Consider the following 19422-nt stretch of genomic DNA (forward strand, 5'->3'; position numbering starts at 1 on the left):
CTCGGTTACCGGATATGGAACAGAAGGGAAGTCGGCAACTATATAGGTCCGCCGCGATTTTTTCACGCGTACAGGACCAAGCGGCCGGGCGGTCGGGTAGGATAGCCGCCTGATTTGCTCGGATATTTCCCGGAGTCTTGCCATGAGCACCGTTTCCCGCGCCCAGGTTGAAGCGACCCTGCGCCAGTTCACCGATCCCCACCTCGATCATGACCCGGTCAGCGCCGGTTGCCTGCGCGAAGTCGACATCCAGGGCGGCAAGGTCCGCGTGCGCCTGGAATTGGGCTATGCCGCGGACCTGTTCAAGGCCGGCTGGGCCCAGATGCTGAAGATGGCGCTGGAGAACCTGGACGGCGTGGACAGTGCCGATGTGCAGGTGGATTGCGTAATCGAGGCGCACAAGGCCCAGGAGCAGGTGCCGGCGCTGGCCAACGTGAAGAACATCATCGCCGTGGCCTCCGGCAAGGGCGGCGTGGGCAAGTCCACCACCGCTGCCAACCTGGCCCTGGCGCTGGCTCGTGAAGGCGCGCGGGTGGGCATCCTCGACGCCGATATCTACGGCCCCAGCCAGGGCATCATGTTCGGTATTCCCGAGGGCACGCGGCCCAAGGTGCGCGACCAGAAGTTCTTCATTCCACTTCAAGCGCATGGCGTCCAGGTGATGTCCATGGCCTTCCTCACCGACGACAACACGCCGGTGGTGTGGCGCGGCCCGATGGTCTCCGGTGCGCTGATCCAGCTGATCACCCAGACCGCGTGGGACGACCTGGACTACCTGGTGGTGGACATGCCGCCGGGCACCGGCGACATCCAGCTGACCCTGGCGCAGAAGGTGCCGGTGGCCGGTGCGGTGATCGTCACCACCCCGCAGGACCTGGCCTTGCTGGACGCCAAGAAGGGCGTGGAGATGTTCCGCAAGGTGAACATCCCGGTGCTGGGCGTGGTGGAGAACATGGCCGTGCACATCTGCTCCAACTGCGGCCACGCCGAGCATCTGTTCGGCGAGGGCGGTGGCGAGAAGCTGGCCGCGCAGTACGGCGTCGAACTGCTGGCGTCGCTGCCGCTGTCCATGGCCATCCGCATGCAGTCCGATGGCGGCAAGCCGACCACCATCGCCGACCCGGAAAGCCAGATCGCCATGATCTACCAGCAGGCGGCCCGCTGCGTCGGGGCGCGTATCGCGCTGTCCGGCCAGGCGGCCAGCGCCATGCCGAACATCACTGTCAGCGACGACTGACAGTCCGGCCATCCGGCGAGGCCTTTGCCCGGGCCTTCGCCGGACTGTAAGATTCGCGGTCAATTTTTCACGCCCCCTGACAGGACGCCCGCCATGACTATCAAATCGGACAAGTGGATTCGCCGCATGGCGCTGGAGCACGGCATGATCGAGCCGTTCGTCGAGCGTCAGGTGCGCGGTGCGGACGATAGCCGGGTGATTTCCTACGGTGTTTCCAGCTACGGCTACGACGTGCGCTGCGCTGCCGAGTTCAAGGTGTTCACCAATATCCACTCGGCCGTCGTCGACCCGAAGAACTTCGATGAGAAGAGCTTCGTCGACATCAACAGCGACGTCTGCATCATCCCGCCGAACTCCTTCGCCCTGGCCCGCACCGTGGAATACTTCCGCATCCCCCGCGATGTGCTGACCATCTGCCTGGGCAAGAGCACCTATGCCCGCTGCGGCATCATCGTCAACGTGACCCCGCTGGAACCCGAGTGGGAAGGCCACGTGACCCTGGAGTTCTCCAACACCACCAACCTGCCGGCGAAGATCTACGCCAACGAAGGCGTGGCGCAGATGCTCTTCCTGCAGTCGGACGAAGCCTGCGAAGTGTCCTATAAGGACCGCGGCGGCAAGTACCAGGGCCAGACCGGGGTGACCCTGCCCAAGGCCTGAGGCCTTTCTCGCACCCAAGAAAAAGCCGGGATCGCCCGGCTTTTTTGTGCCTGCGGGAAGGGCCAGCGATGGGCTGAAGCGGAACGCCGCCCGGCCCACCCTTGGAGCCTTTCGGATGGGTTGAACTACGGATACCTACCAATGTCTTGCGGGAGCTCATCCATTCGCCATTGAAATTGCCCCCTCAGGCGGCGACTGCCACCAGGCTCAGCACCTTGCCCTGGAACAGGCAGTGCCACCCCTCCAGTTCAGTCCCCGCCTTCCATTTTGCCGACAAGTCGATCAGCAGCCGCAGGTGTGCTCGTGTGCCGTCGCAGTCCAGCATTTCTGCGTCATGGAAGTAGAAGCGCTTGTGCACCAGGGGATAGAGCGCCTTGAACAGGCTCTCCTTGATGGAGAAGGTGAGGGTGATGCGCTCGGCCTTCTGCTCGGGCGTGAGGCCATCCAGCCGTTGCAGTTCGGCCGGTGTGAGGATTTCTTCCGCCAGGCTCAGGGCACGAGTGCTGGCCAGGGGCTCTTCCAGGTCCAGTCCGAGGCCACGCCATTGTGTGTTGCGGGCGACCAGGGCGGTGGCCAGGCCGTGGCTGTGGCTGATGGAACCGGTGATGCCGGCGGGCCAGACCGGTGCGCGGCCTTCGCCGAGGGCGGGCACGTCGGCGCGGCCGGTCAGGGCGAGGAGGGCGCAGCGGGCGCAGAGACGGCCGGCGAGGAATTCCGCCTGCCGCTTGGCCACCGAGCGCTGGATGTTGGCCGGTGCGGCGATGGCGCTGCGGGAAAAGTCGTCGGCGGCGAGCCGGGCCGGGTCGAAGCGGCAGGAGCGCATGACCACTCCCGGCAAGGCTTCAGGGAAGGGCCAGGTGGCGTCGAAGGGGCTGCAGCAGGCGGGGTGGTTCGAAGTCATGGCGGCATTCTGCCCGGGGGCGGCGGAATCGGCCAGCAGAGTGGCCGTTTACATATGTTTGCAAATGGCAAACAAAGCGAAACGGAAGCCGTGCCACGGTTTTTGCCAGACTAGCCGGGCGTTTCTTCTGGAACGCAGGTGAGGTTGTAGTCCGGAAGCCTGGCAGTGCCGGTTCCGGACATTTTCTCTGAATTGAGTGCGGGAGCCCGGATGGGCTCCCGTTTTTTTTGTCCGCAATCAAGGGGAACTCGGGAGGGGCGCTGAAGCCTGTCTTACAAAAAAGCCTTAGGACGTTGTAAGAGATTTCATTCAGCTCAGGTTCAAGAAGGGTTCAGGAGCGGTTCAGTGGTCGGCGAGCAATCTAGCCCCCGAGTTCAGCCAACTACTCGAACACTCGAAGAGGAATCACATCATGAACCCGATCTTCAGCCGTATCGCCCTCGCTTCCGCTCTGGCCCTCGCCGCTGCCGGCGCCCAGGCCGGCGACAACTTTGTTGGACTGACCTGGGGCCAGACCAACAACAACATCCAGAAGTCCGATTCGCTGAACGCGAACCTGAATAACCCCAAGCTGGACAAGGTCATCCACAAGACCGACACCTGGGGCGTGCGTGCCGGTCAGATGACTGATGGCGGCCGCTACTACATGACCTACGAAAACTTCTCCGACACCGACAGCGGCAACAAGCTGCGTCAGCAGAACCTGCTCGGCAGCTACGATGTGTTCGTGCCCGTGGGCGACTACAACACCAAGCTGTTCGGCGGTGCGACCCTCGGCCTGGTGAAGCTGGAGCAGGAAAGCAAGGGCATGAGCCGAGACAGCAACATCAACTACGCTGCCGGCCTGCAGGCCGGTATCCTCCAGGACCTGAGCAAGAACGCCTCGATCGAAGCCGGCTACCGTTACCTGCGTACCAACGTCAGCACCGACATGGGGGAACACGGTGGCCCTCGTCTGGGCTCCCTGGACCTGCACAGCAGTGGCCAGGCCTACATCGGCGCGAACTACAAGTTCTGATCCACCCTTGTTCTGCACCGGGCCGGGCAATTGCCCGGCCAACTCATTGAAAGGGAGAACTGCCCATGAAACTGCTGGTTGTGGAAGACGAAGCGCTGTTGCGCCATCACCTCTACACCCGCCTGGGCGAGCATGGCCACGTAGTGGATGCCGTTCCCAACGCCGAGGAAGCGCTCTATCGCGCCGCCGAATACAATCATGATCTGGCCGTGATCGATCTCGGCCTGCCCGGCATCAGCGGGCTGGACCTGATCCGCCAGTTGCGCGGCCAGGGCAAGAGCTTCCCCATCCTCATTCTCACCGCCCGCGGCAACTGGCAGGACAAGGTCGAAGGCCTGTCTGCCGGGGCTGACGACTATGTGGTCAAGCCATTCCAGTTCGAGGAGCTGGAGGCACGGCTCAATGCCCTGCTGCGGCGCTCGTCCGGGTTCGTCCAGTCCACCATCGAAGCCGGGCCGCTGCTGCTGGACCTGAATCGCAAGCAGGCACAGCTGGATGGCGAGCCGGTCGCGCTCACCGCCTACGAGTACCGCATCCTCGAGTACCTCATGCGGCACCACCAGCAGGTGGTGGCCAAGGATCGGCTGATGGAGCAGCTGTATCCCAATGATGAAGAGCGCGATCCCAATGTGATCGAAGTGTTGGTGGGGCGCCTGCGTCGCAAGCTGGAGGGAGGCAACGGCTTCAAACCCATCGATACCGTGCGTGGCCAGGGCTACCTGTTTACTGAGCGCTGCCGATGATGCGTGGCTGGCGCAAGCTGGGGGCGTCGCTGCGCCTGCGGCTGATGCTGGGGGCCGCGGTGATGGCGGTGCTGTTCATGCTCGCCCTGCTGCCGGCGCTGCGCGGGGCATTCGTCATTGCCCTCGACCAATCCATCCAGCAGCGCCTGGCCGCCGACGCCAGCGCGCTGATCGCTGCTGCCCGGGTGGAAAGCGGCCAATTGAAGATGCCCGACAAGCTGCCCAATGAGGAATTCGACAACCTGGAAGCCAGCCAGCTGGGTTACATCTATGACAGCGAAGGCCGGATGGTCTGGCAGTCACTTTCGTCGCGAGACGAGCGCGTGGAATACAGCCCGCGCTACGACGGCCAGGGGCACGAGTTTATCCGGGTCGCGGATGCCAAGGGGCGTGAGTTCTTCGTCTATGACGTGGAGGTGGACCTGCTGCGTGGGCAGAAGGCGGCCTACAGCATCGTCACCATGCAGCCGGTGAGCGACTACCAGTCCATGTACGACGGTTTCCTCAAGCAGCTCTATATCTGGTTGGGCGCTGCGTTGCTGGTGTTGCTGGGCCTGCTCTGGTTCGGCCTGACCTGGGGCTTTCGCAGCCTGCGCGGGCTCAGCGCCGAGCTGGATCAGGTGGAGGCCGGCAGCCGCGACAGCCTGAGCGACGAGCACCCGCGGGAGCTGCTACGCCTGACCAAATCCCTCAACCGGCTGCTCGATAGCGAGCGTCGCCAGCGCGAGCGCTACCGCCATTCCCTGGACGACCTGGCCCATAGCCTGAAGACACCACTCTCGGTATTGCAGGGCGTGAGCGAGAACATCGCCGCTCGCCCCGATGACCGCGAGCAGGCGCGGGTGCTGCAGAGCCAGATCGAGCGCATGAGCCAGCAGATCAGCTACCAGCTGCAGCGCGCTTCCCTGCGCAAGAGCGGCCTGGTGCGCCATCAGGTGCAGCTGGCGCCGTTGCTGGACACTCTTTGCGATGCGCTGGACAAGGTCTACCGGGAAAAGCGCGTACGCGTGGAGCGGGATTTCGACAAGATCCTGATGATCCCCATGGAGCAGGGCGCCTTGCTGGAGCTGCTCGGCAACCTGCTGGAGAACGCTTTCCGCCTGTGCCTGGGGGAAATCCGCGTCAGTGCGCAGGTGCGCGATGGCTATTGCGAGCTGAAGGTGGAAGATGACGGCCCCGGCGTGCCGGAGGATCAGCGCGAGCGCATCCTCAAGCGCGGCGAACGTCTCGACGCCCAGCATCCGGGACAGGGCATCGGCACAGCGGTGGTGAAGGACATCATCGAAAGCTACGACGGTGAGCTGTTCCTCGAAGCGTCACCGCTGGGTGGGGCGGAGTTCCGGATCCGGTTTCCGTTGATCTGAGCTGCTTTTCTCCCCCCTCCCTCTGGGAGAGGGGCGGGGGTGAGGGCGGTCGGTTTGGGGCTGAATAGGCGGTCCGAAATGTTGAGCCTCGTTCCTCGGCGCCAACCTACGTCAGGCCTTCGGCCTGCATGGCGATTGCAATCGCCCCCACAGCAAATGCGTTCTTCAGGCCTCTTGCGCCCGATACGCCCCCGGCGTCAGTCCTGTCCATTTCTTGAAGGCCCGGTGGAAGGCCGAAGGTTCAGAGAAGCCGAGCTGTTCGGCGATGTCCTGGATCGGCAGTTCATTCCTGCCCAGGTGGTAGATGGCCAGGTCGCGGCGCAGGTGGTCCTTCAGTTCCTGGAAGCTCGAACCTTCTTCGCGCAGGTGGCGGCGCAGGGTCTGCGGGCTGGTGTGCAGCTGTTGGGCCACCGCTTCCAGGTCCGGCCAGGTGCGGCAGTCGCGGCCGAGCAGGCGGCGGATCTGGCTGGTGAGGCTGTCGCCGCCATCCGGGCGGGCCAGCAGGTCGGCCGGAGAACGTTCGAGGAAGTGCCTGAGGGTTCGTTCGTCCTGCAGTAGCGGCATCGCCAGGTAGCGGGCATGGAAGCGCAGGCTGGTGCGCGGCGCAGAGAACTGGCGAGCGGTGGGAAAGAGCAGCTCGTATTCGCTGGCATGGGCCGGTTCGTCGTAGCTGAAGGTGGCTTCCTCCAGGCGGATGCGCTGACCGATCAGCCAGCTGCCCAGGCGATGCCAGATCACCAGCAGGCTTTCCACCAGGAAGTGGTCCGGGTCCTGGAGCGTCGCGTCGTCCGCGGTCAGCACGGCGAAGTCACCCTCCCGCGCAAGGGTGATGCGTGGCCCGTCGGGAAACAACCCGTAGAAGAGGGTGCCCCGGCCCAGGGCCTTTTCCAGGGTGCGGCAGTGGATGGTGGCGTGACACATCATGGCGAAGGTGCCGCGCTTGCTGCGTTGCTGGCCGAAGCCCATGTATTCGTCGTCCAGCACTTCCCAGAGCAATTGCAGCAGCCGGGTGAACTGCTCGGGGGCCACCCGTGCCCGTGGTTCGTCGAGCAGCGCCGGCTGGATGCCGGCTGCCCGCAGGATAGGTGCGCAATCCACGCCCTGGCGCATGGCGCCGCGCAGGGCGGCACGGACGAAATGGCTGGCGATGGTGCGCTCACGCATGGGGACTATCCGTGGTCGGGAAGGCCGATGGTAGGGCGCAGCCGGAGGCGGCCACAAGGGCGCACGTGGCGGAAATCCCCCTGGCTGCCTGGCGGAAATCCGCCCGATACCGATCGGTTCGTTGCTCTGCTTTGTTTTTAACTTATTGATATATAAGAGTTTTTTTGGTGAATAAGACTTGGCATAGCGGCTGCTATAGGGACAGGGCCGTCCATTCGACTGGACCGCACAACAACAAAAGTCTCCCAGGCAGGGAGATATGTCGATCACAGTGACGCCAGGCCTTACGGAACAGGTCGGGATCACTTGAAAGGAACACTGCCATGTCCCGCCAACCGTTCTACAAGAGCCTGTACGTACAGGTCATCGTCGCAATCGCCATCGGTATTCTGCTGGGCCACTTCTATCCGGAAACCGGCGTCGCCCTCAAACCCCTGGGTGACGGCTTCGTCAAACTGATCAAGATGGCCATCGCGCCCATCATCTTCTGCACCGTGGTCAGTGGCATCGCCGGCATGCAGGACATGAAGGCAGTGGGCAAGACCGGCGGCTACGCGCTGATCTACTTCGAAATCGTATCCACCATCGCCCTGATCATCGGCCTGGTGGTGGTCAACATCGTACAGCCTGGCGCCGGCATGCACGTCGATCCGGCCAGCCTGGACACCAAGGGCATCGCCGCCTTCACCGCCGCCGGCGAGCAACAGAGCACCATCGCTTTCCTGCTGAATGTGATTCCCAGCACCATCGTCGGCGCCTTCGCGTCGGGCGACATCCTGCAGGTGCTGTTCTTCTCCGTGATCTTCGCCTTCGCCCTGCAGCGCATGGGTGACTACGGCAAGCCGGTGCTGGAGTTCGTCGACCGCATCGCCCACGTGATGTTCGGCATCATCAACATGATCATGAAGGTCGCTCCCATCGGTGCCTTCGGCGCCATGGCCTTCACCATCGGCCAGTACGGCGTGGGCTCGCTGGTGCAGCTCGGCCAGCTGATGCTGTGCTTCTACATCACCTGCGTGTTCTTCATCCTGGTGGTCCTGGGCGGCATCGCCCGCGCCCACGGCTTCAACATCCTGCGCTTCATCAAGTACATCCGCGAGGAGCTGCTGATCGTGCTCGGCACCTCGTCCTCCGAGTCGGCCCTGCCGCGCATGTTGAACAAGATGGAGAAGCTGGGTGCCAATAAGTCCGTGGTCGGCCTGGTCATCCCCACCGGCTACTCCTTCAACCTGGACGGCACTTCCATCTACCTGACCATGGCTGCGGTGTTCATCGCCCAGGCCACTGACACCAGCATGGACATCACCCACCAGCTGACCCTGCTGGCGGTGCTGCTGATCGCCTCCAAGGGCGCCGCCGGTGTCACCGGTTCCGGCTTCATCGTGCTCGCCGCCACCCTGTCCGCTGTCGGCCAGCTGCCGGTTGCCGGCCTGGCGCTGATCCTCGGCATCGACCGCTTCATGTCCGAAGCCCGCGCCCTGACCAACCTGATCGGCAACGGCGTTGCCACCCTCGTGGTCGCCAAGTGGTGCAAGCAGCTGGACGAAGACACCCTGCAGCGCGAGCTGGCTTCCGGCGGCAAGGCCGAAGCACAGGACGTTCCGCAGTCCGTACCGCAAACCGCTGTCTGATCGACGACTGCTTTAGCGTTCTCCTCCTGGTGAGGAGACTTTCTCAAGCCCGGCCCTCGTAGCCGGGCTTTTTTGGATTCATCGCGCTTTCCCGGGCACGTCGGTCCTGGTTTTCAGGAAGAAATGGGCTGTGTCCCGGAATCCGTAGGCCATGCGCTTGATCACCTCGATGCGATTTTGTATGCCTTCCGATAGACCGGTATGCATGGGCCAGCGCATCCGGCTGAGGATGCCGCGCCAGTGTGACCGCTGAGGCGTTTGGCAAACGGCATCAGCGTTGGGAGCTGGCTTTCCTGGGCATGTCTGAGCTGGTGTTTCCAGGTCGCCTGCCACTGCTACGTGTTGGCACCTTCCACAGTCCCTAGAGCTGGGCCTACATCAGGGGCATGGTCATCAGCGTCTGGTTGGCGTTCAGCTGTTCTTGCAGGTGGATCTGCAGTTCGCGCTGGCGCAGGTCTTCCGGATTCTGGTCGGGCGCTGAATGCCAGCCGATTCAACTGAGCGTACAGAGTTGCCATTCTCGAAACTCTACATCCGGAGCGCTGGGCCGATTTTCAGCCTGCGCTCCGGATGCAACCCTGTTCAGCACACCTTGGCGATTGCCTTGGCCAGATCGTCGATCCGGCTGAAGTCCAGGCCGGCCACGTTGGCGCGGCCGGTGCTCACCATGTACACGCTGAACTCGGCGCGCAGCCTGGCGACCTGCTCCGGCGAGAGGCCGGTGTAGGAGAACATGCCGCGTTGCTCGCCGATGTGGGCGAAGCGTTCCGCGAGTCCGAAAGGTTGCAGGGCTTCCACCAGGCCACGACGCAGGTCGGCGACGCGTTTGCGCATGCCTTCCAGTTCTTCGACCCATTGGGCCTTCAGGGCGGTGTCACCGAGGATGGTGGCGACCACCGCGGCGCCGTGGGCCGGCGGGGTGGACCACAGGTTGCGGGCGAGGAAGGCCAGCTGGCTGCGCACGTCGGCCAGCTTTTCCGCGTCGGCTGCGCAGACGATCAGGGCTCCGGTGCGTTCGCGGTAGAGGCCGAAGTTCTTCGAGCAGGAGCTGGTGACCAGCAGTTCCGGCAGCGCCTCGGCGAACAGGCGAACCGCCCAGGCGTCCTGTTCCAGGCCATCACCGAAGCCCTGGTAGGCGAAGTCGATCAGTGGCAGCAGCTCGCGCGCCTTGATCACCTCCAGCACCTTGCGCCAGTAGTCCCGGGACAGGTCGAAGCCAGTGGGGTTGTGGCAGCAGGCGTGGAGCAACACCACATCGCCGCTGGGCACCTGTTCCAGGGCCTTGATCATGGCGTCGACGTCGAGGCGGTTGCTCGCATCCACGTAGGGGTAGTGCGCAACCTTGATGCCGGCGCCGGCGAAGATGGTTTCGTGGATCGGCCAGGTCGGGTCGCTCAGCCACACGCCGCGGCCGGGCAGGTTGCTGGCGATGAACTCCGCAGCCAGGCGCAGTGCTCCGGTGCCGCCCGGCGTCTGGGTGGAGCCGGCGCGGCCGGCGGCTTCCAGCGGGTTTCCGGTGCCCAGTACCAGGTCCAGCAGCAGGCGACCGAAGGCTGCGTCACCGTGGCCACCGATGTAAGTCTTGGTGGTTTCAGTGTCCACCAGGCGCTGCTCGGCCAGTTTCACCGCATGGGGAATCGGCGTCAGGCCGCGGGCGTCCTTGTAGACGCCCACGCCGAGGTCGAGCTTGGCCGGGTTGGGGTCCAGGCGGTAGGCGTCCATCAGGCCGAGGATGGGGTCGCCGGGCACCCGGCCCACCTTGGCGAAGTGATTCATTTACGGCCCTCGGCGGTTGCCGCTACCTGGTCGGTGCGGGCGGACATGATGAAGTCGTTGCGGTGCAGACCCTTGGCCTCATGGCTCCACCAGGTCACGGTGACCTTGCCCCACTCGGTGAGCAGGCTGGGGTGATGGCCTTCTTCTTCGGCGATCGCGCCCACGGCATTGGTGAAGGCCAGGGCATAGCGGAAGTTCTTGAAACGGAACTCTTTCTCCAGCTGCATGATTCCGTCGCGTACTTCGATGTTCCAGTCGGGGATCTGCTTGATCAGTACGGCCAGTTCTTCGTCGGACACCAGCGGGGCATCGGCGCGGCAGGCTTCGCAATGGGCTTGGGACAAGACGGTCATGAGGGTTCTCCAGATAAGGGGTTCTGTAGGTTGGTGCCGAGCCTGCGAGGCCCAACGAGCGGAGCCGGCAAGCCGGTAATGTTGGGCTTCGCTGCGCTCTGCGCCAACCTACGAAAAGCTTCAGGCGGCTTTCGGTTTCGGCGGGAATTTCGGCGCGTGCAGGCCCAGGCTCATCGCCTTGTGCACCAGCGCCATGATGTCTTCGTGGGCCAGGTCGAACAGGCGCTTGAGGTCCGGCAGCACGAAGTAGAGCGGCTGCAGGATGTCGATTCGATACGGGGTACGCATGCATTCCAGCGGGTCGAAGGGCTGGTGCTCGGGCTCGCCCGACAGAGCGTAGACGGTCTCCTTCGGCGAGGAGAGGATGCCGCCGCCGTAGATGCGACGCCCCTGGGGAGTGTCCAGCAGGCCGAACTCGATGGTCATCCAGTACAGGCGGGCGAGGTAGACGCGCTCTTCCTTGGTGGCCTTGAGGCCGAGCTTGCCGTAGGTGTGGGTGAATTCGGCGAACCAGGGGTTGGTCAGCAGCGGGCAGTGGCCAAAGATCTCGTGGAAGATGTCCGGTTCCTGCAGATAGTCCAGCTCTTCCGGAGTGCGGATGAAGGTGGCTACCGGGAATTGCTGGCTGGCCAGCAGTTCGAAGAAGGTCTGGAAGGGGATCAGTGCCGGGACGCGGGCAACACTCCAGCCGGTGGTGGACTGGAGCACCTTGTTGATTTCGCCCAGTTGCGGAATGCGGTCATGGGGCAGGTCGAGCTGCTCGATACCGTCGAGATATTCCTGGCACGCGCGGCCTTCGATCACCTTCAACTGGCGGGTGATCAGGGTGTTCCACACCTGATGCTCGGTTTCGGGATAGTGGATGAAACCGTTGGCGTCGGGTTCACGGGCCACGTACTGCGTCGCTTTCATTCGGCCTCCTGAGAATGGGGCTTCGTTGTTGTGTTGCCTTATCGATAGCGCAGAGCACGCCGCAGCGCAGCAGGAGCGCGGTCTGCACGGGCATTCACACCACATTGAAAGCGTAAGGAAAACTTTACGATGGCGGCGAGACGGCCATACATCGCCTTGTCGCTGCGCTGAAATGTCACATATTCTTGACGGAAAAATAGGGTCGAGAACGGAATTTTTCTCCGACTACCCAAGGAAAAACCCGACCCAGGGGTGCCTGATGCGTATCAAAGTCCATTGCCAGAACCGCGTGGGAATCCTGCGCGACATCCTCAACCTGCTCGTCGATTACGGCATCAACGTCAATCGTGGCGAAGTGGGGGGTGACCAGGGCAACGCCATTTATCTGCTCTGCCCGAACATGGTCAACCTGCAACTGCAGTCCCTGCGGCCGAAGCTGGAAGCCATTCCGGGGGTGTTCGGCGTCAAGCGTGTGGGCCTGATGCCCAGCGAGCGCCGCCACCTGGAGCTGAACGCGCTGCTCGGTGCGCTTGATTTCCCGGTGTTGTCCATCGACATGGGCGGCTCCATCGTCGCCGCCAACCGTGCCGCCGCCCAGCTGCTCGGCGTACGGGTGGACGAAGTGCCAGGCATCCCCCTGGCCCGCTATGTCGAGGACTTCGACCTGCCGGAGCTGGTGCGGGCCAACAAGGCGCGCATCAACGGCCTGCGGATCAAGATCAAGAACGATACCTTCCTCGCCGACATCGCGCCGCTGCAATCGGAACATGACGAAAGCGAAGCCCTGGCCGGCGCCGTGCTCACGCTGCACCGCGCCGACCGCGTGGGTGAGCGCATCTACCACGTGCGCAAGCACGAGCTGCGTGGCTTCGACAGCATCTTCCAGAGCTCCAGGGTGATGGCCGCCGTGGTGCGCGAGGCCCGCCGCATGGCGCCCCTGGATGCGCCGCTGCTGATCGAGGGCGAGACCGGTACCGGCAAGGAACTGCTGGCCCGCGCCTGCCACCTGGCGAGCCCGCGCGGCCAGTCGCCGTTCATGGCACTGAACTGCGCCGGCCTGCCGGAATCCATGGCCGAAACCGAGCTGTTCGGCTACGGCCCGGGCGCCTTCGAAGGGGCTCGGCCAGAGGGCAAGCTGGGCCTGCTGGAACTCACCGCCGGCGGCACGCTGTTCCTCGATGGGGTGGGGGAGATGAGCCCGCGCCTGCAGGCCAAGCTGCTGCGCTTCCTGCAGGACGGTTGCTTCCGTCGCGTGGGCAGCGACGAGGAGGTGTACCTGGACGTGCGGGTGATCTGCGCCACCCAGGTGGACCTTTCCGAACTCTGCGCCCGTGGCGAATTCCGCCAGGACCTCTATCACCGCCTGAATGTGCTCTCGCTGCATATCCCGCCGCTGCGCGAATGCCTCGACGGACTGCCGCCGCTGGTGGAGCACTTCCTCGATTCGGCCAGCCGGCAGATCGGCTGCAGTCTGCCGAAGCTGGCGCCCCAGGTGATGGACAAGCTCAGCCACTACCACTGGCCGGGTAATGTGCGACAACTGGAGAACGTGCTGTTCCAGGCGGTTTCCCTGTGCGACGGCGGTACCGTTCGTCCCGAACACATCCGCCTGCCCGACTACGGCGCGCCGCAACCCTTGGGGGATTTCTCCCTGGATGGGGGGCTGGACGCCATCATCGGCCGTTTCGAGAAGGCGGTGCTGGAGCGGCTCTACGCCGAGCATCCGAGCAGCCGCCAGCTGGGCAAGCGGCTCGGGGTGTCCCATACCACCATTGCCAACAAGCTGAAGCTGCACGGGTTGGGGAAGGAGGAGAGTTAGACCATCGTTGAATGGTTCGGGGGAGGGGGGACGCGTAAAAAGGGTCCTGTCTGAATCTTGCGTGATGCGGACACAAGCGTTTCTGACATTCCACTCCCGGAATGATTGGGCGGGCGGCCAACTGGTCGCCCATTTTTTTTTTGCCCGGGATTTTTGAGTGGGACGGAGTCGCTGCCCACCGCTTCAGCCAAGTTTCAGGCCGCAGGTTGCTTCAGGATGACTTGTACCTGCCGGCGCGAGTCACCCCTTTCCTCTTCAGGGAGAGGGGCCGGGGGAGAGGGCGGTATCGGCTGGCGCGGAGTCCGAGATATCTGGTGCCAGAACATTCCCGTCAGCACTGCAACCGCTAACGCAGACCTAACCATTTAATTCTCCCCACCGGCCTCATCCCACTTCCCGGCTCAACCAGTCGAAGAAGGCCTTCACCGGCGGGTGGCGTTCCCGGCCGGGGACGCAGAGGGTGGAGTAGCCCGCGCCGGCCACGCTGACCTCCGGCCGGTAGGGCACCAGCAGGCCGCTGGCGAGACTTTCCGATACCAGGACGGAGCTGGCCAGTACCAGGCCCTGGCCGGCGATGGCGGCTTGCAGGGCGTAGTGCTCTTCGTCGTACTCCCGCTGCGGCGCGCTCTCCAGCAGGTGCTCTTCTCCCGCCGCCTGGCACCAGGCCTTCCAGCCCAGTTCGTAGAGCAGCGCATTGCGCCAGCGTATGGTGATCAGGGTCGGCAGGCGATCGTCCAGGCTGGCCACCAGCGCCGGCGAGCCATAGACACCGAAGCATTCGTCCAGCAGGCACTGGCTGTGCAGGTTGAGGTATTGGCCCGTGCCGTAGCGGATCACGAAATCGACGCTGGCGTCCTGGTGCAGGTCGATCAGGGTATTGCTGGTGTCCAGGCGCACGCTGATTTCCGGGTGCTCGGCATAGAAGCGGCCAAGCCGGGGGATCAGCCAGAGCGCAGCGAAGGCCGGGGTGGTGGACAGGGTGAGATTGCCGCTGCTGCGCTGCGGGCGTAGCTGGTCGAGGGTCTGGGTGATCTCCAAGAGGGCGCCATGGAGGCTGCCGAACAGGCGCTGGCCGCCATCGGTAAGGCGCACGCTGCGCGACAGGCGGTGGAACAGTGGCACCCCCAGCCAGCTTTCCAGGCCGCGAATCTGGTGCGACACCGCCGTGGGCGTCACCGCCAGTTCCTCGGCGGCAGCCTTGAAGCTGGACAGGCGCGCGGCGGACTCGAAGGTGCGCAGGGCGGTGAGGGGCAGGCTGGAAAACATGGAAAGCTCCACGGGTGAATTGAATTCATCCAGATGAACAAATGCTCATTTGTCCGGGTTGGCTGGCGTAGCTAGCTTAGCGCCTGAGTTTCAGCCAATTCATGTGCTTCTGGAAGCACAGTCGCCGAGGAGATCGAGATGAGCACCATTCTTTCCGTGCAAGGCAGCCCCCGTGGCGAACGCTCCCATTCCCGCCGCCTGCAGGAGTCCTTCCTCAAGGCCTGGCAGGTGCGCGAGGAGGGCCGCCAGGTCCTGCGTCGCGAAGTGGGGCGGGTGTCGATTCCGGCGGTCACCGAAGGCTGGATCGCTGCGGCTTTCCATCCGCAGCCCGAGGCGCGCAGCGAAGTGATGAAGGCCGACCTCGCCGTGAGCGACCTGCTGGTGGATGAACTGTTCGCCGCCGACCGCCTGGTGATTTCCGCGCCCATGTACAACTTCGGCGTACCCAGCGGGGTCAAGGCCTGGGTCGACCAGATCGTGCGCATTCGCCGCACGTTCGACTTCGACCCGAACAAGCAGGGCAACCCCTATACCCCGCTGGTGCTGGGGCGCAAGGCGCTGATCATCACCACCCGTGGCGACCACGGCTACGGCCCCGGCGGCGCCAACGCCCACATGAACCACGCCGACAACTATCTACGCACTGTGCTGGGGTACATCGGTATCACCGACGTGACGGTGGTGGCGGTGGAAAACGACGAGTTCGGTGGCGAGGCCTTCGCGCAGTCCTACCAGCGTGCCGAGCGCGCGCTGGCGGACCTGGCGGAGAGCTTCTGAGGAGACGGCCATGGCCTGGATATTCCTGCTCATAGCGGCGTTCTTCGAAGTGCTCTTCGCCATGGGCATGAAGTACGCCGACGGCTTTACCCGGCCCTGGCCCAGCCTGCTGGTGGTGGTGGCCGCAGTGGCCGGGATCTGGTTCCTGACCCTCTCCATGCGGGTATTGCCGGTGAGCATCGCCTATCCCATCTGGACCGCCATCGGCACGCTGGGCACGGTGCTGCTGGGCTTCCTCCTGCTGGGCGAGACGCTGACGCCGGCCAAGCTGGTGTCGGTGGTCCTGATCATCGTGGGCGTGGCGGGGCTCAAGTAGGTTGCTCCGAGCGCAACGAGGCGCAACCTACCGGCGGCTGACCTGCACCGCCGGGGCCAGGTCCTGGCACAGGGTGTTCTGACCGGGGACGAGATAGGGCTGGAGGATCGGCGCCATGCCTTTGAGCACCTGCACGGGCAGTGCGGAGGTGAAGCTGAACTTGTCCGCCTGGCTGCCTTCGACGTAAGCGGTGAGGGTGCCGAAGTGGCGCGGGCCCAGATAGAAGACAAAGGTGGCGGTGCGGTTCATGGCCTTGGAGCTCTTCACCGTGCCCCAGCGGGTCACTGTCTGGATGCGGTTGTCGCCGGTGCCGGTCTTGCCGCCCATCACCAGCGGCTGGCCGTCGGGCAGGGTGAAGCTGCCTTGCAGGCGCCGTGCGGTGCCGCCTTCCACCACCTTGGAAAGGGCGTCGCGCAGGGTTGCGGCCACTTCCGAGGTCATCACCCGTTTACCTTCGCTGGTCTGCTGTGCCACCAGGGTTTCGTAGGGTGTATCGGCGGCGAAATGCAACTGGTCGATGCGCAGGGTGGATTGGCGCACGCCGTCGTTGAGGATGATACCCATGAGTTCGGCCAGTGCCGCCGGACGGTCGCCGGAGCTGCCCAGGGCGGTAGCCAGCGACGGCACCAGGTGGTCGAAGGGATAGCCCAGGGACTTCCAGTGCTCATGGATATTGAGGAAGGCCTCCACCTCCAACATGATGCGGATGCGCTTGTCGCGGGCGTACTTGCGCTTGGACTTGAACAGCCAGCCATAGACCTCGCGGCGCTCCTCGCCACTGGCTTCCACAGCTTCGCGGTAGGTCGCCGTCGGGTGCGCCTGCAGATAGCCGAGCAACCAGAGTTCCAGCGGGTGGACGCGAGCCACATAACCCTGGTCGTTGAGGTTGAAGGCCCCCGGCCCGTAGCGCTTGTAGAGATCTTCGATACGCTTGTCGGTCAGTGGCGGGTTGGCCTTGGGCACCCGCTCGCGCATGAAGGCGGCGAAGGTGGCCAGGTCAGCCTGGGGCTTGAGATAGCGGTGGATCGCGGCCATCCGCGCGCCCCAGGGGTTGAGGCCATCGAGGAAGGTGGCCAGGCGTTGGTCCGCATCCTTGCCCTTGTACTTGTTCCAGAAGCGGCGCAGGTAGGTCTGGCTTTCACGGGAGACGAACAGGTCCAGGTAGCCCTGGCGGCGCGGGTCCTTGTCGTCGCTCAGCAGCTGCATCTTGCCGCCGTCGGGGCGGTACATGTCGTGGCGCACCACATCGCGCAACAGCCGCACGAACGGCAGGTTGATGGACTCACGCAGGGCGTCGCGCAGGGTCGGCCTGCGGCCATTGTCTTCCTTGCGGAAGTTGTTGAAGGTGTGCAGCCCGCCGCCGGTGAAGAAGGCTTCGTAGGGGCTGGCAGAGTAGGTGCGGTCCAGGGCCGCCTGGAGCATGGCGTTGAGGTCGCGGTCCTTGGTCTGGATCAGGTAGTCGATGGCCCAGCGGCTGATGAAGTCCAGCGGGTCGACCGGCACCTTGCGCAGTTCGGCCACGGGCAGGCCGGCGTAGCGCTGGTGCAGGGTGGCGACGTTTTCCAGGTAGGTGGCCAGCACCCGCAGCTTGGCGGTGGAGCCCAGTTCCAGCTTGCTGCCCTCGTTGATGTCGAAGGGCTGGTCCGTGTTGTCGGTCTGCACCCGCACGCGGTTGCCCGATGGCGTGCGCTCGAAGAGGGTGAAGCTGTAGCGCACCTCGCGGGTCTTTTCCGGTGACAGCAGGCGCTCGCCATACAGGCCCACCTGTTCGGCGAAGGCCGGATCGGCCAGTTGCCGCAGGTACTCGGTGACGGCGTTCTGCAGCTCGCTATGCAGGGTACTGCTGGCGGTCAGGTCGAGGCGGTCGAGATCGTATAGCGGCATGTTCAGCATGCCCGAGAGCCGGCTGCGGGCAACGCTGATGCCCTTGTTCGATTCCACCGCCTGGATCACCGGTTCTTCCACCCAGTTGCGGAATCGCAGCTTGGCGGCAAGGGCGGCATCGCGCAGCTGCTTATCGATGATGCCGGCGTTGGCCAGTACGCGGATGTGGCTGTTGGTAAGGGCGTTCAGCTCTACATGGGCGTTGGACAGGTAATAGGACGGGCGACGCTGGGCGATGAACAGCGAGAGCACCTGGCGCATCGCCAGGCCGCGTTCGGCCAGGTCGCTGCCCTCGTCCGCCAGGACCTTGTTGACGTGATTGAAGTCGGCGCCGTACCACACCCGCAGGCCGTCGGCGATGCCGTGCACCTCGCCGTGCCCGGGCGCCGCCGAAAGCGGGACGCTGTTCAGGTAGTCGGTGACGATGCGTTCGCGCGCGGCCAGGGTCTGTGGGCCTTGCTGGTAGGCACGCACGCTGGCGGAGACCATCTGGCGAATCTTCTCGGAAGCGGAAACGGTACGCCCGAACGGCGAGTGGCGGTATTTCTCCAGCTGGGTGGCCAGGGTGCTGCCGCCGGCCGACTGGCCGTCGAAGTCGATAACCTTGCCCACCTGGGTCAGCGCGGCCTTGGAAAAGCGCAGCCAGTCCACTGCCGGGTTGGCCAGGGGCGTTTCGCGGTCCAGCAACTTGCGGTTCTCGATGAACAGCAGGCTGTTGACCAGCAGCGGCGGAATGCTGGCGAAGTCCGGGTAGCGCTGCTGCGGATAGCTGAACTGGTAGAAGGGCAGGCCGCGGCAGTCGCAGATGTTGATGCCGGCCTGGATCTTCTCGCGGTAAGGCGGGAACAGGCCGTGATCGACATAGCTGATCAGTTCCGGGGAGAAGCGTGTCTGTTGCTGCACCTGATAGCCGCGCTTTTCCAGGCGTTCGAGCATCTGCGGCAGGGAGGTGTAGCCCAGACGGCGATCGAACGGGCCGTAATCGGGGTAGCGAATCGCCTTGCTGGGGCCATCTTCAAGCGTGTAGCTGAGCGTTGCGGCGTAGCGGCTGATTTCCCGGGCCTGGAAGCGCGAGGTGTGCATTTCATGGATAACGGCAGCGCCAACGATGCCGGCGGTCACCAGGAAAACGCTCCAGAACAGGAGGCGGTTCTTGCGGCGCGGCGGTTTTTCCGGCGGAACGCCTGCCCCGTTGAGAGGGCCTTGCGGTACCTCTTTCCTTGCTGTGTCGGATTGCCATATTGCGCCCATAGTCCACCGGCCTGGCCTGTTACCGCTCTTGCTTGCAATCTTAGTAGGTCGCTGGCGGGCTGCATGGCGCAGTGGCGGCAAAACAAGCGCGAATCAATGACAGGCGACAATCGGGTTCGACTCGGCCACAGCCGGCGTGCCAACGCCCAGGCTTGCATTCGCGGGCTGAGGGAATGCCGTGGCCACCGGCCGGGCCCTGATCGAGGCCCTGCGCGAGCCGGCCCATCCGGATACCCGCGACCGTTCGGCCGAAAGCCCATGGGTGATTCTGGGGTTTTCCGGCCCTGATACGGGACATCCTGTCGATCCTTTCCGGTCTTTTGGGCCGATGGCATGCATCGCCGCCATTC

17 protein-coding genes are annotated in these 19422 nt (G+C 64.2%); 9 read left to right on the forward strand and 8 right to left on the reverse strand.

The features are described from left to right. Positions 1-142 precede the first annotated feature (142 nt). Both apbC and dcd read left to right on the forward strand, forming a co-directional pair. Entirely contained in the window at positions 143-1237 is a 1095-nt protein-coding gene (gene apbC / locus ACFW0B_RS03930; RefSeq protein WP_449146646.1) for an iron-sulfur cluster carrier protein ApbC, read from the forward strand. A 93-nt stretch (positions 1238-1330) separates the two neighbouring features. Beyond that, positions 1331-1897, forward strand: a complete 567-nt coding sequence (gene dcd / locus ACFW0B_RS03935) for a dCTP deaminase (RefSeq protein ID WP_449146647.1) — start codon at positions 1331-1333, stop codon at positions 1895-1897. A gap of 184 nt (positions 1898-2081) precedes the next feature. On the opposite strand, the gene ACFW0B_RS03940 is transcribed toward dcd, so the two are convergent. Continuing rightward, positions 2082-2798, reverse strand: a complete 717-nt coding sequence (locus ACFW0B_RS03940) for a 4'-phosphopantetheinyl transferase family protein (protein WP_449146648.1) — start codon at positions 2796-2798, stop codon at positions 2082-2084. A gap of 412 nt (positions 2799-3210) precedes the next feature. Here ACFW0B_RS03940 and ACFW0B_RS03945 point away from each other — a divergent pair, with 412 nt between their 5' ends. The 3 genes from ACFW0B_RS03945 to ACFW0B_RS03955 all read left to right on the forward strand — a co-directional run bounded on the left by ACFW0B_RS03945 (position 3211) and on the right by ACFW0B_RS03955 (position 5923). Next, positions 3211-3816: a hypothetical protein gene (locus ACFW0B_RS03945; RefSeq protein ID WP_449146649.1), complete on the forward strand. Its 606-nt coding sequence runs from the start codon at positions 3211-3213 to the stop codon at positions 3814-3816. A gap of 65 nt (positions 3817-3881) precedes the next feature. Continuing rightward, positions 3882-4559, forward strand: a complete 678-nt coding sequence (locus ACFW0B_RS03950) for a response regulator (protein ID WP_449146650.1) — start codon at positions 3882-3884, stop codon at positions 4557-4559. Further along, positions 4556-5923 carry an ATP-binding protein gene (locus tag ACFW0B_RS03955; protein ID WP_449146651.1) on the forward strand — a complete coding sequence of 456 codons (1368 nt, stop codon included), beginning with the start codon at positions 4556-4558 and terminating at the stop codon, positions 5921-5923. The genes ACFW0B_RS03950 and ACFW0B_RS03955 overlap by 4 nt, the downstream gene beginning before the upstream one ends. 165 nt (positions 5924-6088) lie before the next feature. Here ACFW0B_RS03955 and ACFW0B_RS03960 read toward each other — a convergent pair whose 3' ends face one another. Then, a complete protein-coding gene (locus tag ACFW0B_RS03960; RefSeq protein WP_449146652.1) occupies positions 6089-7087 on the reverse strand; it encodes an AraC family transcriptional regulator in 999 nt (332 codons plus the stop codon). 323 nt (positions 7088-7410) lie between these two features. Here ACFW0B_RS03960 and ACFW0B_RS03965 point away from each other — a divergent pair, with 323 nt between their 5' ends. Next, positions 7411-8718 carry a dicarboxylate/amino acid:cation symporter gene (locus ACFW0B_RS03965; RefSeq protein WP_449146653.1) on the forward strand — a complete coding sequence of 436 codons (1308 nt, stop codon included), beginning with the start codon at positions 7411-7413 and terminating at the stop codon, positions 8716-8718. Positions 8719-8796: 78 nt separating this feature from the next. Here ACFW0B_RS03965 and ACFW0B_RS03970 read toward each other — a convergent pair whose 3' ends face one another. The 4 genes from ACFW0B_RS03970 to phhA all read right to left on the reverse strand — a co-directional run bounded on the left by ACFW0B_RS03970 (position 8797) and on the right by phhA (position 11759). After that, entirely contained in the window at positions 8797-9051 is a 255-nt protein-coding gene (locus ACFW0B_RS03970; RefSeq protein ID WP_449146654.1) for a transposase, read from the reverse strand. A gap of 249 nt (positions 9052-9300) precedes the next feature. Continuing rightward, positions 9301-10494, reverse strand: coding sequence for an amino acid aminotransferase (locus ACFW0B_RS03975; RefSeq protein ID WP_449146655.1), 1194 nt, complete (start codon positions 10492-10494; stop codon positions 9301-9303). Next, on the reverse strand, positions 10491-10847 hold the full coding sequence (locus ACFW0B_RS03980; RefSeq protein ID WP_449146656.1) for a 4a-hydroxytetrahydrobiopterin dehydratase: 357 nt from the start codon (positions 10845-10847) through the stop codon (positions 10491-10493). The genes ACFW0B_RS03975 and ACFW0B_RS03980 overlap by 4 nt, the downstream gene beginning before the upstream one ends. Positions 10848-10967: 120 nt before the next feature. Further along, the gene (gene phhA, locus ACFW0B_RS03985) at positions 10968-11759 is read right to left on the reverse strand and encodes a phenylalanine 4-monooxygenase (RefSeq protein ID WP_449146657.1); all 792 of its coding nucleotides are present in this window, start codon (positions 11757-11759) and stop codon (positions 10968-10970) included. Between the two features lie 259 nt (positions 11760-12018). Between phhA and ACFW0B_RS03990 the strand changes: the two genes are divergently transcribed. Further along, positions 12019-13578, forward strand: a complete 1560-nt coding sequence (locus ACFW0B_RS03990; protein ID WP_449146658.1) for a sigma-54-dependent transcriptional regulator — start codon at positions 12019-12021, stop codon at positions 13576-13578. A 384-nt stretch (positions 13579-13962) separates the two neighbouring features. On the opposite strand, the gene ACFW0B_RS03995 is transcribed toward ACFW0B_RS03990, so the two are convergent. Next, positions 13963-14844, reverse strand: a complete 882-nt coding sequence (locus tag ACFW0B_RS03995) for a LysR substrate-binding domain-containing protein (protein ID WP_449146659.1) — start codon at positions 14842-14844, stop codon at positions 13963-13965. Positions 14845-14982: 138 nt separating this feature from the next. Between ACFW0B_RS03995 and ACFW0B_RS04000 the strand changes: the two genes are divergently transcribed. Together ACFW0B_RS04000 and ACFW0B_RS04005 are read left to right on the forward strand one after the other, a co-directional pair. Then, positions 14983-15621: an FMN-dependent NADH-azoreductase gene (locus ACFW0B_RS04000; RefSeq protein WP_449146660.1), complete on the forward strand. Its 639-nt coding sequence runs from the start codon at positions 14983-14985 to the stop codon at positions 15619-15621. 10 nt (positions 15622-15631) lie between these two features. Further along, entirely contained in the window at positions 15632-15937 is a 306-nt protein-coding gene (locus ACFW0B_RS04005; RefSeq protein ID WP_449146661.1) for a DMT family transporter, read from the forward strand. A 27-nt stretch (positions 15938-15964) separates the two neighbouring features. Here ACFW0B_RS04005 and ACFW0B_RS04010 read toward each other — a convergent pair whose 3' ends face one another. After that, positions 15965-19072, reverse strand: coding sequence for a transglycosylase domain-containing protein (locus ACFW0B_RS04010; protein ID WP_449146662.1), 3108 nt, complete (start codon positions 19070-19072; stop codon positions 15965-15967). Positions 19073-19422: the final 350 nt, after the last annotated feature.

It is taken from the genome of Metapseudomonas phytobenefica (assembly GCF_043392685.1).
Classification (GTDB): Bacteria; Pseudomonadota; Gammaproteobacteria; order Pseudomonadales; family Pseudomonadaceae; genus Metapseudomonas.

Coding starts and splice junctions, on each gene's coding strand:
- ACFW0B_RS03960 (WP_449146652.1), bottom strand. CDS start 7,087: ATGCGTGAGCGCACCATCGCCAGCCATTTCGTCCGTGCCGCCCTGCGC.
- ACFW0B_RS03995 (WP_449146659.1), bottom strand. CDS start 14,844: ATGTTTTCCAGCCTGCCCCTCACCGCCCTGCGCACCTTCGAGTCCGCC.
- apbC (WP_449146646.1), top strand. CDS start 143: ATGAGCACCGTTTCCCGCGCCCAGGTTGAAGCGACCCTGCGCCAGTTC.
- ACFW0B_RS03990 (WP_449146658.1), top strand. CDS start 12,019: ATGCGTATCAAAGTCCATTGCCAGAACCGCGTGGGAATCCTGCGCGAC.
- phhA (WP_449146657.1), bottom strand. CDS start 11,759: ATGAAAGCGACGCAGTACGTGGCCCGTGAACCCGACGCCAACGGTTTC.
- ACFW0B_RS03975 (WP_449146655.1), bottom strand. CDS start 10,494: ATGAATCACTTCGCCAAGGTGGGCCGGGTGCCCGGCGACCCCATCCTC.
- ACFW0B_RS04000 (WP_449146660.1), top strand. CDS start 14,983: ATGAGCACCATTCTTTCCGTGCAAGGCAGCCCCCGTGGCGAACGCTCC.
- ACFW0B_RS03950 (WP_449146650.1), top strand. CDS start 3,882: ATGAAACTGCTGGTTGTGGAAGACGAAGCGCTGTTGCGCCATCACCTC.
- ACFW0B_RS03955 (WP_449146651.1), top strand. CDS start 4,556: ATGATGCGTGGCTGGCGCAAGCTGGGGGCGTCGCTGCGCCTGCGGCTG.
- ACFW0B_RS04005 (WP_449146661.1), top strand. CDS start 15,632: ATGGCCTGGATATTCCTGCTCATAGCGGCGTTCTTCGAAGTGCTCTTC.
- ACFW0B_RS03980 (WP_449146656.1), bottom strand. CDS start 10,847: ATGACCGTCTTGTCCCAAGCCCATTGCGAAGCCTGCCGCGCCGATGCC.
- dcd (WP_449146647.1), top strand. CDS start 1,331: ATGACTATCAAATCGGACAAGTGGATTCGCCGCATGGCGCTGGAGCAC.
- ACFW0B_RS03945 (WP_449146649.1), top strand. CDS start 3,211: ATGAACCCGATCTTCAGCCGTATCGCCCTCGCTTCCGCTCTGGCCCTC.
- ACFW0B_RS03965 (WP_449146653.1), top strand. CDS start 7,411: ATGTCCCGCCAACCGTTCTACAAGAGCCTGTACGTACAGGTCATCGTC.
- ACFW0B_RS04010 (WP_449146662.1), bottom strand. CDS start 19,072: ATGGGCGCAATATGGCAATCCGACACAGCAAGGAAAGAGGTACCGCAA.
- ACFW0B_RS03940 (WP_449146648.1), bottom strand. CDS start 2,798: ATGACTTCGAACCACCCCGCCTGCTGCAGCCCCTTCGACGCCACCTGG.